Source organism: Bacillus sp. ISL-75 (genome assembly GCF_018613095.1).
This window is the reverse complement of record NZ_JAGGQX010000009.1, coordinates 259897-274775: the sequence shown is the minus strand read 5'-3', so window position 1 is coordinate 274775 and position 14879 is coordinate 259897. Positions and strand designations below refer to the sequence as shown.

Below are 14879 nucleotides of genomic sequence, written 5' to 3'. Positions count from 1 at the left end.
TCGGTGTTCTTTCACATTTGTAAACTTCTTTCATATTGTATTATTGGGACTAATATGGGCTGAGGTGAGATAAATGACACAAAAAAAATTACACCCTTCCGTGTCACAATTCAAAGAATTTGTTAAAAACAATCCAAAACTAATCAAAGAAGTACGGAAAGGGAAGGCAACTTGGCAGGAATTATATGAAGACTGGTATTTATTAGGTGAAGAAGATAGCCGCTGGGAATCGATGGGATCTGATACTGGATCAGTCGATGAAACGAGCTCAGAGTCTAAAGGTGATTGGCTTTCTAATATTATGGGAATGGTTAAGAAAATGGATCCGAATCAAATGCAAAACCACATGAATAACCTAAGTCAGGCTCTGGGGGCGATCCAAGGTGTAATTTCACAATTTCAAGGAGAAAACCCTGGTACAGGTCCTGTTAAGCCGTCAGAAGGACCTAAACATCCATTTGTGTTTAGAAAAGATTGATGGAAAGGAACTTTAACTTATGCGAAGAGATATACTGCAATATATTGAAAGTCAAAAGGACTTAAAACAATTCATTCGCGAACAACCAATATGGTATAGAAAGCTGTCAAGAAATCCATATGATTTGCAATCGCTTGAAATTGAATCCTTACACTATTATAAGAAAACAATTCCTGACCAAGTGAATAAGTTTTCGAATAGTGTACAAATGGCTTCGATGATGTATCACATGTTTCAGTCGATGAAAAATCAAAATTAAACAAAGTCACAGGCTTTATTTTGTGGCTTTTTTTATTTGTCATAGCGGAGTAAGACTAAAAAAAGAAAAGGAGGCGAACAATACAAGCAAAAGAAGGAGTGAATTTAAATGAAAAAGCTAGTTCCGCAGTTAGTCCTAATGATCTTTTTGATTGGAATCCTTACTGGATTTAATAATGTCTTACCTAGAACTGAAATTCCTTCACTATATGTTCACCACCAGATCAAAAGTGATACAGTTTTAATTAATTGTATTGTTACAGGAATCAGCTTCCGTGACGCAGACCATTCAAAAGGAAGAATCGGGAAGATTGTTGTTTGGGTTGATGGAAAGAAAAATAGCGAGGTTAAAGCGGCAGCTTTTATAATAAAGGGTTTTTCACCGGGAACCCATAAGGTAAAGTTAGAAGTTGTCAATCCAAATAATGAACCGTATGGATTAGCGAAAGAATTTATGGTAAATATCCCTAGATAAACTGAAATTTTCACATTACTACCACTTTCATGTTAAAATATCTTTGGAGGTGGGCGTAAAATGCTTGCTACGTTAGAGAGAGTCGAATTATTGGAACAAGCTGAGCAATTAGCAAAGATGGTATTAGAATCTGAAATAGCCGAACAATATCAAATATGTTTATATAAATTGCAAAATAACAAGGAAACACAGCGGAAAATAAGTCAATTCGTTCGTCTAAAGGAGCTATATGACGAGGTCCAGCGGTTTGGTAAATATCATCCTGATTATAAAAAGGTAATGACACAAATCCGCGAAAATAAAAGGGAAATGGATATGGATCCTCTGGTAGCAGAATTCAAATTGGCTGAGAATGATTTGCAAGACCTACTAGATGCAATTAGTATTATTGTAGGCGGTGCGGTCTCTGAACATATAAAAGTCCCAACAGGAAATCAGTTTTTTGAAACGAAAACCAGCCACGTTAGTGGTTGTGGCGGTGGAGGAAGCTGTGGGTGCGGCTGAAAAATCAGCGAATTGTGCTGATTTTTTTTTGTAATGTCAATCTTTTCAGATTTTAAGCACTTATCTGGAGTAAGTAGCAAAGTTTGAATTGAAAAGGAACGTTTTAATATGCTAGACTTATGTAAAATGATGGTTTGTTGAAGGGGAAAAAAGTATGTTTGTTCAAAGACAAGGATTGGTTGTTTGGCTTTACTCGTTAAAACAAGCTAAAATGCTTCGGCGTTTCGGAAACGTTCATTACGTTTCAAAAAAGTTGAAGTATGTTGTTCTGTATTGTAATCAAGAAGAGCTGAATGAAATAATGGAAAAGTTGAATTCTTTTTCGTTTGTAAAGAAAGTAGAACCTTCATATAAACCATTTTTAAGAATGGAGTATGAGAATTCGGCGCCAGATAAAGCAAAGGAATATGATTATAAAATGGGTATTTAAAAAGGTGAGGGAGTTTCCCTCACCTTTTCCTACTGTAAAGGCATTAAATAATGATTAAGACGGAGAATGCCGATTAAGTGCTGGTAATACAGCTCTTTTTCATAAAAAATGGTTGACGGCTTAACAGATAGCTCATGTATTTGCTTCCCATGTTTTACAGCAGTAGAAGCAAAGATATCATACCTCTTATTTGATATAAATTTGGGATTTGGAATACCCTCACGACAAATATATAGGGCTTGGAATTTTCCAGGGTCTGTTGGCTTTAATACGACAACCAATGAGGTTCTTTCCTGATCATCAATCTTTGTGTGCAGTGCGAGCATATGTTGAAGACGGTGTTGATTTGCATTTGTAAGCTCAATCAGTTCATATATATCTGAATATCCTTCTCCTAATTCAATAAAACGCTGGATCAATGAAAACTCTCCTTTAAAATGGCTTAATTCAAGAATACTCTATCACTAATTTCCGATCTTTTGAATAATAAGTAAAAAAAAAACCTGCAGAAAATTCTGCAGGGTCCTTCCACATCCTCATAAAGGATAGAAGGCAAAGGGAGAGGAGAAACCGGAGGAAGAACTTATGGGGAAACGTAAGTCTTCTCCGCGGTTGGCAACAACATCCTCGAATTGATGTTGTTAATTACATTATTTCCACAACCTAAAAGCTTATACGTGCTTTCGAATAAATTTTCCTGATGAAAGAATCATTTTCTGTAAATCATTACTCAAATGAAAAGATATACACTTACAAATTGTCTACTTTTTGTATATTGTGGTAGGATGGATTAAGAAAATTATTTCTGAAAAAATGTGGTGATATGGTAGTGAGAGTGGTTTCAGGGATTTGCAAAGGTAGACCTTTGAAAGCTGTTCCAGGTAATACAACGAGGCCGACAACTGATAAGGTAAAAGAGGCTTTATTTAATATGATTGGTCCTTATTTTGATGGCGGCATTGGATTGGACCTATTTGCTGGAAGCGGTGGATTAGGTTTGGAGGCACTTAGTAGGGGATTGGATAAAGTTATTTTTATTGACCGAGAATTAAAGGCCATTCAAGTGATCCAGGAAAATATTAAAGCTTGTAAATTTGAGGACCAAACGGAAGTCTATCGCAATGATGCCGATAGAGCATTAAAGGCTCTCATAAAAAGAGAAATCTGCTTTGATTACATATTTTTAGACCCGCCGTACAAAAAACAACAACTCGTCAGCTTAATGGAAAAAATGGATAAACAGGATGTAGTAAAAATAGATGGATGCGTTGTCTGTGAGCATAGCTTCGATGTTGAATTACCAAAATCATTAGGGCGGTTTATCCAAATAAAACATGAAAAGTATGGAATGATCGCGGTAACTATTTATATACGAAAAGATATTGAGTGAGGGGGAGTCAATTTGACAAGAATAGCCGTTTGTCCAGGAAGCTTTGATCCAATTACATATGGTCATTTAGATATTATTAGAAGAGGTGCCAAAGTATTTGACACTGTCTATGTGAGTGTATTAAACAATTCATCTAAAAATCCGTTATTCAGTGTTGAAGAGCGAATGAATCTAATTCAGGCTGTAACAAAAGATCTTCCTAATGTTAAGGTAGATGTCCATTCTGGCTTACTTGTTGATTATGCAAAGGCTGTTAATGCTAATGCTATCATCCGTGGATTGCGGGCAGTTTCAGATTTTGAGTACGAAATGCAAATCACTTCGATGAATAGAGTGCTTAATGAAGATATCGAGACCTTTTTTATTATGACCAATAATCAATATTCCTTCTTAAGCTCCAGTATTGTAAAAGAAGTGGCAAAATATAATGGGAACATATCAACGCTCGTCCCACCAATTGTTGAAAAAGAATTACAAAAGAAGTTCAAAAAACAATAAAAAAGAGCTTGGCCAGCTCTTTTTTATTGTTTTTTTACGCGGGAAAACAAAATTAGCACATACACAAAAAGGGAGAAAATGGTGATAAGCGGACCAATTTCCATCATTTTATGATAAAAATGATCTCCCCATGAACCGTCTTCAAAAAAACCAACAGGTAAAGCGTTAGAAGGCTGCTCTTGATTATTGAAACGCAAGTAAACTGGCTTCCACAAAATCAATGCAAACAAGCTTGCAAATATACCTTGAAGGATTCTTGCAATAAAAAATGGTTTAAATCGAATATCTGTTTGTGCCAGGATGCTTGCAACCTGTGCTTGGACACTAAATCCACTAAATGCCAGGATAAAGCTGGTAATCATTGCTTTTTGTAATAGAGTAGCATCTTGAACCAGACTCGTTAGTTGGCTGCCTAATGTGATTTCAAATAAACCAGATATAAATGGAATGCTTAACATTTCAGGGAAAGACAATGAGGATAACAAGATCTCTACTGATTTTGCAAGTGTCGCTGTGATATGTAAATGATAAAGTAATTTGTTAATCACAGAAAATAAAATAATAAACCCGCCAACCATTAATAAAGTTTGAATGGAAGAATTAACTGCATCACCAAGAAGTTTACCAATTGGTCGATTATCTTTTAATCTTGTTTGATGCAAAGCGGATAAAGCCAATCGGATTTTGAACTTTTTATTTTTCTTACTAATTTCGTTAGGGGATTCATTCCCATAAAAACGCATGATCAATCCAACACAAATATTTCCTAAATAGTGGGCTAATGCAAGAATAACACCTAAATGAGGATTATAGAAAAAACCTACAGATACTGCCCCAAAGATAAATAAAGGGTTAGAAGAATTTGTGAAAGAAACAAGTCTTTCTGCTTCAATTCGTGTTAAGTGGCCTTCCTGACGTAATCTTGCGGTAAACTTTGCTCCAGCGGGGAATCCTGAAGCCATACCCATCGCCCAAACGAACCCTCCAACACCAGGTACCTTAAAGAGAGGCCTCATTAATGGCTCCAATAATACGCCGATAAAATTGACAACCCCAAAGCCAATTAACATTTCAGAAACAATAAAAAAAGGTAATAGGGATGGAAAGACAATTTCCCACCACATATTTAGCCCTCGTATAGAAGCGTCTAAGGACTCTTGAGGAAAAGAAATAAGTGAGGCAGCTAAAATAGTGACGGATATAGATAAAAAAATAGTTTTTAGTTTGGAACGAAACAATGAAGGAACCTCCTTCCGAGAGGGATCGATGAAACTGTGCAATCAATTAATTGAATGGTAAAATAAGAAATATTCTTATCCTGACTTGTCCTCATATAAAACAAATATACTCATAGAACGTTTATTTAGACCATAAGATTGAACGAGATTTCTTATTTCTGTGGATTGGCTTCGGGAAGTCCTGTCTGTTAAGAAGAAAAATATCTAATAGGTTTAAATAGGAGGTCTTTAGTAATGGAGCACCCTAAAATAGGCTTGGCGCTTGGTTCGGGTGGTGCACGCGGGTTTGCTCATTTAGGAGTCATAAAAGCATTGAAAGATGCTGGAATTCCGATTCATCTGATTGCAGGCAGCAGCATGGGGGCGCTGGTTGCAAGTTTTTACGGGGCAGGAATTGACATGGATCGGTTATATAAATTATCCACTGCTTTTAAAAGAAAATACTTTTTGGATTTTACTGTTCCGAAAATGGGATTTATCTCAGGAAAAAAAGTAAAGGAATTTATTAAGGTTTTTACTCATGGAAAAAACATTGAGGACTTGTCCATTCCAATAGGTATCGTCGCAACTGATTTATTGACGGGGGAAAAGGTTGTTTTTCAAACGGGTCCGGTTGCTGATGCTGTAAGAGCAAGTATTTCCATCCCGGGGATTTTTGTTCCAGAAAAATATAATGGGAGAATCCTTGTAGATGGTGGTGTATCTGACCGTATTCCCGTTTCTGTGGCTAAAGAGATGGGGGCGGATATAGTTATTGCAGTAGATGTCTCCAGGGTGAAACGGAACGCAGAAATTACCTCTATTTACGATGTGATTATGCAGAGTATAGACATTATGCAAGCGGAAATAATTAACAATAGAGAGATCGCGGCTAGTGTAATGATTCGACCCCCTGTTGAAATTTATAGTTCACGAGCCTTCACGAATATTGATGAGATCATTAATCTTGGTGAGGAAGAAGCGAAAAAACATCTAAAGCAAATAAAAACCGTGATTGAACAGTGGAAGGGGTAGAAATTGCGATGCGCAAAAAATTATATATAGGTTCTGCACTAATCGTTGCCATTTTTTTTATCTGGGGAATGTTCTATTCATTGCCTTATTATGTTTCAAAACCTGGAATGGCGAAAGAACTTGGACCAATCATTATGGTTGAAGGCGGCGATAAGGATAAAGGTAATTTTATGCTTACAACAGTTAGAATGGGTAGAGCAAATATTTACTCCTATTTAGAAGCAAAGATACGAAATTATGAAGAACTTTATCCATTAGATATGATTTTAAATAAAAAAGAAACAGAGGAAGAATACAATGCAAGACAGCTCCATCTGATGGCTGGCTCAAAACTTAATGCAATAGAAGTTGCCTACCGTAAGGCGGGATTGCCTGTGAATTATAAATATAAGGGGATCTATGTCATGCAGGTGATTCCAGAAATGCCTGCGGAAGGAAAGCTTTCCACGGGTGACCGAATTTTTAAAGTGGATGGGCAGCAATTGCCTTCTTCGGAAAAATTTATTGATTACGTAAGCAAAAAACAAGCTGGGGATAAGGTGAAATTAACCTACTTGCGTAATAAAAGTACAAAGACTGTTACATTAGAACTTCAGCCTTTTAAAGAGAATCCTCAAAAGGTGGGGATAGGGATTTCTCTAGTGGACGATAAAGAAATAGTTGTCAAGCCAAAGGTTAAAGTAAAGACAGATGAAATTGGGGGACCATCTGCTGGATTCATGTTTTCATTAGAAATCTATAACCAGTTAACAGAAGGAGACTTAACTAAGGGCTATCAAATTGCTGGTACTGGGACGATTGATGTGGATGGAACAGTCGGACCTATTGGAGGAATTGAACAAAAAATCGTAGCTGCTGACAAGGCTGGGGCGGAGTACTTTTTAGCTCCTAATGAAAAAGGAATAAAGAATTCCAATTACCGGGATGCAGTTAAGACAGCAAGGGACATAAAAACCAAAATGAAGATTGTTCCAATCGATACATTTGACGACGCAGTTAAGTATTTAGAAAAGCTAAAGGAAAAATAAAAATGATGGTGCGTCTGCATCATCATTTTTATTTTTCCTGTATATAAATTGGCGGTTGCTCAAATTCCTGCCGAAGCATTTTGTTTTTTAAATGACTAGGAATCCCTAGAGAATAAATTCGAGCTGCCTTAATATCAAGGTTTATTTCTTTTTCTTTAAATGAGGCTAGTTTTGAAATAAGGGGGAGACTAAGGTGAGACTTCTTCTTATTTAAGTATTTCCTGCCTATACTGGACATTCCTAAAAGTCTTAGATAAGAGGCTTTTTCCGAGTGTCTCGTCATTTCCTCCTTTTTTGTGTTCGTTAAAATATGAACACATAACCTTTGCAGCCTTGTCCAGGTATATCTTTTTGTTTTAATTTGCTGCATAAATTTATAAAAGTTATCAGTTTCAAGAGCTGCTGCTTGAAGTCGGTTCTCAAGTCCCTCCTCCATCTCATAAATTTCCCTGAGTTCACTTGGACTAGAATGAATCAAGCGAAATTGAAGGTAGCTCCAATAATTTTCCCATTGGTGAAATCCCTGAAATTGTTGTACATACTCTTTTAATAAAAGTTTTGTTTGCTCTGGTACATATTGATTAATTTCTGCTTGGCTTGCGTTATCTGTGAAAATGGCTTTACGAATACTCGTAGCACTGGCAATTGTTGCAGAAGCAAAATGTTCATCGTGATAGTCAGCGTTTTTTCGAGGGATTGTCATCGGACTGACTGAACTCTTTTGTCGTTGGATTGCTTTTATGTATTCAAGTCCAAGAATATTATTTGGTTTTGCTAAATCTAAATAATTATTTGCATTAGGCAATTGTTTAAAAGCTAAGGAAAGGGCTTTAGGATAGCTGACACCAGTATCTAAGTGCCATTTGATGTTTTCATTAAATGAGTTTTGCTGATCTTTTAAGTAATCGATAGTTTGAATGAAGGAGGATAAATCCCCACTTTCACTGCCAAAACAGAGAGAGTCGCAGCCGACTGCATCTAAAATTGACACAGCACCGTTTGCGAACGTTTCCGCTTTCTGAGTAGCGAAGCGATAGGGAAGCTCAAAGACTATATCTACTCCATTAAGCAATGCCATCTTGGTGCGCTGCCATTTGGAAACAAGTGCCGGTTCCCCGCGCTGTAAAAAGTTTCCGCTCATTACTGCAATGACAACATCTGCCTCTGCAGCCTCCTTTGATGCTTGTAAATGAAAGGCATGTCCATTATGAAAAGGGTTGTATTCCACTATTAAACCTACAGATTTCATTTATTTTCTCCCTTTTTTTTTTTAACTACTAACATTATATCAATAATGTAAGGAAACCAATCAAATTATATGATAAGATATTAAAGATGTTTGCAAATAGCTTAACTGGTTAAACTAGTATAGGAAACCTATATGAGCGATTGCTTTTTATCACCTGACGGGGTGTAAAGAAAAAACATTGACAAAAAATTTATCGAAGGCTATAATTACCTTTGTTGCCTTGGGGTGATTCAATTGAAATGGACATTAAGTCAATTACAAAAATATCGAAACAAGGATTTTATGATTGATGAGATGGTTCGTGTGGATGAGATCAAACAAGATGATCCAACCATCCGAGAAGTTTCTCCGATGCATATTACTGGTCGGGGAGATATCGATTCAACAAAAGTGACATTCCATTTAAAAATCGAAGGTTACTTAATACTTCCTTGTTCTCGTACTTTAGTGGATGTAAAACTTCCAATTAATGTCGAAACGACTGAAACGTTCCTCTTGCAAGGTTCAGTTTATGAAACTGAAGAGGAAGCATATCAAGTAAATAGTGATGTGATTGATGTAATGCCAATCCTTCGAGAAATTCTTTTACTTGAAGTTCCAATGCAAGTTTTTTGTGACGATGTTAATCATGAAGATGCTGCTCCACAGTCTGGCAAGGATTGGGAAGTTGTTCATGAGGAAGATCAATCTAAAAAAATGGATCCGAGACTTGCTGGTCTCGCAAAGTTTTTTGACGAAAACAATTCTTCTTCCGAATCATAATCGACAAATCTAAGAAGCAAAGTGAAGAACCAGAATTCCTGGCCTTCATTACTTTCTTAATACTCTTTAAGGAGGTGGGAAGAATGGCTGTACCTTTTAGAAGGACTTCTAAAACTGCAAAAAGAAAACGTCGTACTCATTTTAAATTAAACGTACCTGGTATGGTAAGCTGCCCAAACTGTGGTGAAATGAAACTTTCACACCGCGTATGTAAAGCTTGCGGAACATACAAAGGAAAAGACGTAGTGAACGACTAATTTTAAGGTAAGATAGAAAGCACAAGGGTGTTAAAGCCCTTGTGCTTTTGTCGTTTTAAGAAAAATACATACTCTAAATAAGTAATGAAAGGTTGAGATAGATTGTCTTATTCGATTGAAAAACAGGAAAAGGGTTATTTATTATTTACGATTAATAGAAGTGAAAAAAGAAATGCTATTAATTTTGACGTGATGGAAGGCTTAGCTGAGGCGATAAAAAGAGCCTCTGAACCAGATATAAAGGCACTTGTGATTACTGGAAAAGACGATCGGGCTTTTTGTTCGGGAGGAGATTTATCTGTTTTTCATAAGCTTCACACAAAGGAAGAAGCGTACCCAATGCTTTCTAAAATGGCTAATATTCTTTATTCGCTGCTAACATTAGCGGTTCCGACCATGGCTCTCATAAATGGAACAGCGATTGGCGGCGGGTGCGAACTTGCAGCAGCTTGCGACTTTCGTATTGCGCGAGAAGGTATAAAGGCAGGGTTTGTACAAGGCAAGCAAGCAATAACAACAGGCTGGGGTGGAGGTTCAATTTTAACAGAAAAGTTCCCAGTCTCAGCTGCTATGAAGCTTTTAATGGAAGCTGAACTGCAAACAGCGTCATATTTAAACGAAATTGGTTTTATAGATGCTTTATATAGGGGTAACTCTCTTAAGGCTTGTGAAGAATACCTTGTGAAAATGTTAACAAATGATCGAAGTGTGCTGAAATCCTATAAAATGCTTTGGGTTAGAAAGTGGGAGGAAACTAAACTGCGTGAAAGAATAGAGGAAGAGGTAAGAAATTGTTCCTTATTGTGGGAAAGTGATGACCATCATCAATATGTAAAAACTTTTATAGGTAAAAACAATGAATAAAGATTAAAACACCGCTTTTGATTAAGTCTATCTTTTCTAGTAGATGCATATGTATTATAAAAACACTAGGAGGGATGATTTAATGTCACCAACTCGACAAGATGCATGGTCCCAAGACGAAGACTTGTTGCTTGCTGAAGTTGTGTTACGGCACATCCGTGAAGGCGGGACACAGCTGCAAGCGTTTGAGGAAGTAGGGAAGCAGCTTATGCGTACATCTGCAGCCTGTGGCTTTCGCTGGAATTCATTTGTTAGAAAACAATATAAATCAGGAATAGAGCTTGCCAAAAAGCAGCGTAAAGAGTTGAAAAAGCAGCCAGTCTCAAATGAAGTAGAGACTATTCAGGAAGAAGTTAAAGTAGAAAGCGTTCCTTCACCAAAAGGAAATGTGCCAAGCAGCACAACTACGTTTTCGGCTGTTATTCAATTTTTAGAGGGTCTCCATCAAAAAGCGCAAGTTTCATCCGATTTTGAAGCAGACAGGAAGAGGTCTTTTGAAAAAATCAAAGAGTTGGAAAAGAAGGCATTCTATTTAGCTGCAGAAAATGAAAGATTATCCAAAAATTTAAAAGCAATCGAAGAGGATTATCGATCATTAATTGAAATTATGGAAAGAGCTCGAAAAATGGTCGTCCTTCAAGATGAGGACCGACAACAAAAGGTAAAATTTCAAATGGATAAAAACGGTAACCTTGAAAGAGTAGAAAAGTAGAAAAAGCGGACCTAATGTCCGCTTTTTCATTTTTTTTAATTATGCTGTTGTGGTTCGACGCCTTTAGGATACCAAACCAATGGATTTTCTCCACGGTCACGCTCCATATCGTATTCTACATTGGCAAAGTCCATTTTTTCCCAGAAACTCCTTGATTGAACTCTAGGGTTCGTTTTAATCGGGAGACCAAAGTTCTTCGCAAATTCTACAAGCACTTTGCCATACCCCTTACTTTGATAATCAGGCAATACCTCGAGCTTCCATAGTTCTAAGTAATTTTGCGGCGGATAGAAGTAGCGGTCAAATTTTGCATCAATTTGATATAAACTCATTCGTGCTACTAGTTTGTCCCCGAAATAAATTCCGTAGAATGGTGAGTCGCTATTGTTATCAACCATATTTGCTTCAAGATCTTCAAGCATAGACAATTCTTGAATCCCATATTCTTTAAACTTTTTAAACTCTTCTAGTGTTTTAAAGTTTACTTTTAGTCTTTCCACTTTAATTGCCATAGTCGACCTCCTAAATATGAAAACATCATAATCTTGTATATATTCATTTGTTCCTGAATAACATGATATGAAATTAATTTTGCATTATTCAAATGAATTACCTTCATTATATAACAAAAACTCAAAAAATTCTTCAAATAAGTTCAGATAGCGTTTTCAAAGATTGCAGGAAATTTAGAAAATAATGATTAAACATATTAACGGACGTTTTTTGAGGAGGAGAATTATTGAATAATCAATTGAACGAGAACCGTAAAATAATTGAATCCGGCGGACAACCAAAATATCATGAGAAGGCTAAACAACAAAAAAAGCTCTTTGTTCGTGAGCGTCTTCAATTATTGCTTGATGAAGGAAAATACGAAGAAGATGGTAAATTCGCCAATTTTAAGGCTGGTGACCTTCCTGCAGATGGTGTCGTAACAGCGATTGGTAAAATTAAAGGTCAGACTGTCTGTGTTATTGCAAATGATTCAACAATTAAAGCAGGGTCATGGGGAGCAAGAACGGTTGAAAAAATAATCCGTATTCAAGAAGTAGCGGAGAAATTAAAAGTTCCGTTATTTTATCTGGTCGATTCAGCAGGAGCAAGAATAACAGATCAATTAGAAATGTTTCCAAATCGTCGAGGTGCGGGAAAAATTTTTTATAATCAAGTGAAGCTTTCCGGGATGATTCCCCAAGTATGTATTCTGTTTGGCCCGTCCGCTGCTGGTGGGGCTTATATCCCTGCATTTTGCGATATTGTTATTATGGTTGATCAAAATGCTTCGATGTATTTGGGATCACCACGTATGGCAGAAAAGGTTATCGGCGAAAAGGTAACGCTTGAGGAAATGGGCGGTGCCAGGATGCATTGTTCTGTCAGCGGCTGTGGAGATGTTCTCACTTATAGTGAGGAAGACGCGATTGAATCTGCAAAAAAGTATATTAGTTTCTTTCCAAGCAGTTTTAAAGAAAAACCTAAGATAACTGAAGGCACAGCAGCGAAACAAGGCCGTGAACTAGAAGCGATCATTCCAGAAAACCAAAACGCACCGTTTGATATGTATGAATGTATTGATAGACTTGTGGACCAAGATAGCTTTTTTGAAATTAAAAAATTATTTGCCCCAGAATTGATAACGGGATTAGCTAGAATCGATGGAAGAGCTATTGGGATTATTGCTAATCAGCCAAAAGTAAAAGGCGGCGTTTTGTTTGTTGATTCCGCTGATAAAGCTGCAAAATTTATTCAGCTTTGCGATGCTTTTCATATTCCGCTATTATTTTTGGCAGATGTACCTGGTTTCATGATCGGAACAAAGGTTGAACGTGCAGGAATTATCCGTCATGGGGCAAAATTAATTGCTGCTATGAGCTCAGCTACTGTTCCGAAAATATCGGTAATTGTTAGGAAAGCTTACGGTGCTGGACTATATGCGATGGCAGGTCCCGCTTTTGAACCTGATTGCTGCATCGCGTTGCCGACCGCACAAATTGCCGTTATGGGTCCTGAAGCCGCTGTTAATGCGGTCTATTCAAACAAAATTAATGAAATAACCGACCCGAAAGAAAAAATTGCTTTTGTCCAAGAAAAACAGAAAGAATACAAAGAGCATATCGACATTTACAAGCTTGCTTCAGAGCTTATTATCGATGAAATCGTCGCTCCGTCTGAATTACGAAATATACTTATTCAACGCTTTGCTTACTATGAAACGAAAGAATTAAATTTCAGTGTCCGTAAGCATCCAGTTTACCCCGTATAATTTTATAGACCCTATTCGGCGGTTGTCAAATAGGGTTTATTTTTTCTAATCTTTCTAACAAACTATCGACTGCATCTGATAAAATATGGGTAAAGATGACTAAAAAGAGGGGTTACCATGAGGGTTGGAATTATAGGTGCTGGATCAATTGGCTTATTATTTGCCGCTTATATTAGTAGGGTGTTTGAGGTTACGATATACTGCAGATCAACAGAGCAAACATCTGAGATAAATAAAAATGGAATCGTACTAAAGAAAAAAGGAGAACAAACGATATCCTTTGTACAGGCCCTGCCAATTACAGAGTGGAAGGGAGTAGAGGATATAACAATTATCGCGGTCAAACAGTATCATCTTTATCCAATTATTGAGAAAATAAATCAATTACCGGTAATTCCTAACAATCTATTATTTTTACAGAATGGCATGGGGCATTTAAAACAGCTTGAAACAATCCCGTTTACTAATATTTATGTGGGATCAGTGGAGCACGGAGCCCTTAAAGAAAATTCATATACTGTATCCCATAATGGTGAAGGTATAACTAATGTTGCTGTTTTCAAGGGAGATACAACACTTTTGAGTGAATTTGTTTTTTCAGCACCAATCGAATTTCCACTTGTTCTCAAAGAGGATTACTTTCAAATGCTGCAAAATAAATTAATTGTCAACGCAGTCATTAATCCATTAACGGCTATTCTTCAGGTTAAAAATGGCGAATTAATAAATAATCAATACTATTTTCATGTATTAAAAAATTTATTTTCCGAAATTTCTACGGTATTAAATTTGAAAAATGCTGAAGTACATCAACTACAAATTATTGATATATGTAAAAACACCTCCGAAAACCACTCCTCCATGCTTAGGGATATTGAAGCGAACAAAATGACAGAAGTAGATGCAATCCTAGGGTATATTTTAGAAGAAGCACAATTTAAGGAAATGACTGCACCTCAGGTTGAGAACCTTTATTATTTAATAAAAGGGAAAGAAGTGGTAAAGGAGGCGAACTCTTGATTACTTTTCTATCCTCCATAATATCTATTTTATTCACTTTACCATTTTTAGGATTATTCATCGTTTTTTTTATAACAAAACTGGTGACAAAAAATACTCGAAAATCTGTCCACATGTCACTTGATTATACAACGATTTTATTTATTATTTCCGTTCATTTTTTAATCGCTACTATTTGGGGTAAATCACTTTTTTGGTTAATAATACTAATAATGATGTTAATTGCGATGATTTTTGTATTTGTTCATTGGAAGGTAAAAGAAGAAATTGTTTTGAAAAAAGTGATGAAGGGTTTTTGGCGTTTTAATTTTATCCTTTTTCTCCTTGCATACATCACCTTAACGCTATATGGATTAATCCATCGTGCATTAATATTTACCTTTTCCAACTGATTTCAAGCCAAAGTTTTTTTCAAATCCGGTTGGTAGTGGTATACTCT

20 protein-coding genes are annotated in these 14879 nt (G+C 36.5%); 16 read left to right on the top strand and 4 right to left on the bottom strand.

The window, feature by feature from the left end:
* Positions 1-73: 73 nt before the first annotated feature.
* The 5 genes from J7E63_RS03685 to J7E63_RS03665 all read left to right on the top strand — a co-directional run bounded on the left by J7E63_RS03685 (position 74) and on the right by J7E63_RS03665 (position 2145).
* Complete coding sequence (locus tag J7E63_RS03685) at positions 74-478, top strand: YlbD family protein (protein WP_215010307.1); 405 nt, start codon at positions 74-76, stop codon at positions 476-478.
* Positions 479-497: 19 nt separating this feature from the next.
* Positions 498-737, top strand: a complete 240-nt coding sequence (locus J7E63_RS03680; RefSeq protein ID WP_215010306.1) for a YlbE-like family protein — start codon at positions 498-500, stop codon at positions 735-737.
* A gap of 108 nt (positions 738-845) precedes the next feature.
* Entirely contained in the window at positions 846-1211 is a 366-nt protein-coding gene (locus tag J7E63_RS03675; protein WP_215010305.1) for a hypothetical protein, read from the top strand.
* Positions 1212-1271: 60 nt separating this feature from the next.
* The gene (locus J7E63_RS03670; RefSeq protein ID WP_214715942.1) at positions 1272-1715 is read left to right on the top strand and encodes a YlbF/YmcA family competence regulator; all 444 of its coding nucleotides are present in this window, start codon (positions 1272-1274) and stop codon (positions 1713-1715) included.
* A 154-nt stretch (positions 1716-1869) separates the two neighbouring features.
* Positions 1870-2145, top strand: coding sequence for a YlbG family protein (locus tag J7E63_RS03665; protein WP_088086281.1), 276 nt, complete (start codon positions 1870-1872; stop codon positions 2143-2145).
* Between the two features lie 29 nt (positions 2146-2174).
* On the opposite strand, the gene J7E63_RS03660 is transcribed toward J7E63_RS03665, so the two are convergent.
* A complete protein-coding gene (locus J7E63_RS03660) occupies positions 2175-2564 on the bottom strand; it encodes a DUF7147 family protein (protein WP_215010304.1) in 390 nt (129 codons plus the stop codon).
* Positions 2565-2974: 410 nt separating this feature from the next.
* Here J7E63_RS03660 and rsmD point away from each other — a divergent pair, with 410 nt between their 5' ends.
* Complete coding sequence (gene rsmD / locus J7E63_RS03655; RefSeq protein WP_215010303.1) at positions 2975-3535, top strand: 16S rRNA (guanine(966)-N(2))-methyltransferase RsmD; 561 nt, start codon at positions 2975-2977, stop codon at positions 3533-3535.
* Between the two features lie 12 nt (positions 3536-3547).
* Positions 3548-4033, top strand: coding sequence for a pantetheine-phosphate adenylyltransferase (gene coaD / locus J7E63_RS03650; RefSeq protein WP_215010302.1), 486 nt, complete (start codon positions 3548-3550; stop codon positions 4031-4033).
* Between the two features lie 23 nt (positions 4034-4056).
* Here the strand turns inward: coaD and ylbJ are convergent, their stop codons facing one another.
* Positions 4057-5271: a sporulation integral membrane protein YlbJ gene (ylbJ, locus tag J7E63_RS03645; RefSeq protein WP_215010301.1), complete on the bottom strand. Its 1215-nt coding sequence runs from the start codon at positions 5269-5271 to the stop codon at positions 4057-4059.
* A gap of 234 nt (positions 5272-5505) precedes the next feature.
* Here ylbJ and J7E63_RS03640 point away from each other — a divergent pair, with 234 nt between their 5' ends.
* Positions 5506-6285 (top strand): patatin-like phospholipase family protein, encoded by a 780-nt coding sequence (locus J7E63_RS03640; RefSeq protein ID WP_215000215.1) that lies wholly within the window; start codon positions 5506-5508, stop codon positions 6283-6285.
* An 8-nt stretch (positions 6286-6293) separates the two neighbouring features.
* Positions 6294-7313 (top strand): SepM family pheromone-processing serine protease, encoded by a 1020-nt coding sequence (locus J7E63_RS03635; protein WP_215010300.1) that lies wholly within the window; start codon positions 6294-6296, stop codon positions 7311-7313.
* Between the two features lie 28 nt (positions 7314-7341).
* Here J7E63_RS03635 and J7E63_RS03630 read toward each other — a convergent pair whose 3' ends face one another.
* Positions 7342-8562 carry a nucleotidyltransferase gene (locus tag J7E63_RS03630; protein ID WP_215010299.1) on the bottom strand — a complete coding sequence of 407 codons (1221 nt, stop codon included), beginning with the start codon at positions 8560-8562 and terminating at the stop codon, positions 7342-7344.
* Positions 8563-8796: 234 nt separating this feature from the next.
* Here J7E63_RS03630 and J7E63_RS03625 point away from each other — a divergent pair, with 234 nt between their 5' ends.
* The 4 genes from J7E63_RS03625 to J7E63_RS03610 all read left to right on the top strand — a co-directional run bounded on the left by J7E63_RS03625 (position 8797) and on the right by J7E63_RS03610 (position 11157).
* Entirely contained in the window at positions 8797-9324 is a 528-nt protein-coding gene (locus J7E63_RS03625; RefSeq protein WP_168242697.1) for a YceD family protein, read from the top strand.
* Positions 9325-9407: 83 nt separating this feature from the next.
* Positions 9408-9581, top strand: coding sequence for a 50S ribosomal protein L32 (gene rpmF / locus J7E63_RS03620; protein ID WP_026566356.1), 174 nt, complete (start codon positions 9408-9410; stop codon positions 9579-9581).
* A gap of 102 nt (positions 9582-9683) precedes the next feature.
* On the top strand, positions 9684-10445 hold the full coding sequence (locus J7E63_RS03615) for an enoyl-CoA hydratase/isomerase family protein (protein ID WP_215010298.1): 762 nt from the start codon (positions 9684-9686) through the stop codon (positions 10443-10445).
* 82 nt (positions 10446-10527) lie between these two features.
* On the top strand, positions 10528-11157 hold the full coding sequence (locus J7E63_RS03610; RefSeq protein WP_215010297.1) for an RsfA family transcriptional regulator: 630 nt from the start codon (positions 10528-10530) through the stop codon (positions 11155-11157).
* 35 nt (positions 11158-11192) lie between these two features.
* Here J7E63_RS03610 and J7E63_RS03605 read toward each other — a convergent pair whose 3' ends face one another.
* Entirely contained in the window at positions 11193-11669 is a 477-nt protein-coding gene (locus tag J7E63_RS03605; protein ID WP_215010296.1) for an N-acetyltransferase, read from the bottom strand.
* A 227-nt stretch (positions 11670-11896) separates the two neighbouring features.
* Between J7E63_RS03605 and J7E63_RS03600 the strand changes: the two genes are divergently transcribed.
* The 3 genes from J7E63_RS03600 to J7E63_RS03590 all read left to right on the top strand — a co-directional run bounded on the left by J7E63_RS03600 (position 11897) and on the right by J7E63_RS03590 (position 14832).
* Entirely contained in the window at positions 11897-13420 is a 1524-nt protein-coding gene (locus tag J7E63_RS03600; protein WP_215010295.1) for an acyl-CoA carboxylase subunit beta, read from the top strand.
* A 117-nt stretch (positions 13421-13537) separates the two neighbouring features.
* The gene (locus J7E63_RS03595) at positions 13538-14440 is read left to right on the top strand and encodes a 2-dehydropantoate 2-reductase (protein WP_215010294.1); all 903 of its coding nucleotides are present in this window, start codon (positions 13538-13540) and stop codon (positions 14438-14440) included.
* Entirely contained in the window at positions 14437-14832 is a 396-nt protein-coding gene (locus tag J7E63_RS03590) for a DUF3397 domain-containing protein (RefSeq protein ID WP_215010293.1), read from the top strand. The genes J7E63_RS03595 and J7E63_RS03590 overlap by 4 nt, the downstream gene beginning before the upstream one ends.
* Positions 14833-14879 lie beyond the last annotated feature (47 nt).

What these genes read in the sequence shown, in the direction of transcription:
- J7E63_RS03685 (WP_215010307.1), top strand. Translation starts at nt 74, where the DNA reads ATGACACAAAAAAAATTACACCCTTCCGTGTCACAATTCAAAGAATTT.
- J7E63_RS03680 (WP_215010306.1), top strand. Translation starts at nt 498, where the DNA reads ATGCGAAGAGATATACTGCAATATATTGAAAGTCAAAAGGACTTAAAA.
- J7E63_RS03675 (WP_215010305.1), top strand. Translation starts at nt 846, where the DNA reads ATGAAAAAGCTAGTTCCGCAGTTAGTCCTAATGATCTTTTTGATTGGA.
- J7E63_RS03670 (WP_214715942.1), top strand. Translation starts at nt 1,272, where the DNA reads ATGCTTGCTACGTTAGAGAGAGTCGAATTATTGGAACAAGCTGAGCAA.
- J7E63_RS03665 (WP_088086281.1), top strand. Translation starts at nt 1,870, where the DNA reads ATGTTTGTTCAAAGACAAGGATTGGTTGTTTGGCTTTACTCGTTAAAA.
- J7E63_RS03640 (WP_215000215.1), top strand. Translation starts at nt 5,506, where the DNA reads ATGGAGCACCCTAAAATAGGCTTGGCGCTTGGTTCGGGTGGTGCACGC.
- J7E63_RS03635 (WP_215010300.1), top strand. Translation starts at nt 6,294, where the DNA reads ATGCGCAAAAAATTATATATAGGTTCTGCACTAATCGTTGCCATTTTT.
- J7E63_RS03630 (WP_215010299.1), bottom strand. Translation starts at nt 8,562, where the DNA reads ATGAAATCTGTAGGTTTAATAGTGGAATACAACCCTTTTCATAATGGA.
- rpmF (WP_026566356.1), top strand. Translation starts at nt 9,408, where the DNA reads ATGGCTGTACCTTTTAGAAGGACTTCTAAAACTGCAAAAAGAAAACGT.
- J7E63_RS03610 (WP_215010297.1), top strand. Translation starts at nt 10,528, where the DNA reads ATGTCACCAACTCGACAAGATGCATGGTCCCAAGACGAAGACTTGTTG.
- J7E63_RS03605 (WP_215010296.1), bottom strand. Translation starts at nt 11,669, where the DNA reads ATGGCAATTAAAGTGGAAAGACTAAAAGTAAACTTTAAAACACTAGAA.
- J7E63_RS03595 (WP_215010294.1), top strand. Translation starts at nt 13,538, where the DNA reads ATGAGGGTTGGAATTATAGGTGCTGGATCAATTGGCTTATTATTTGCC.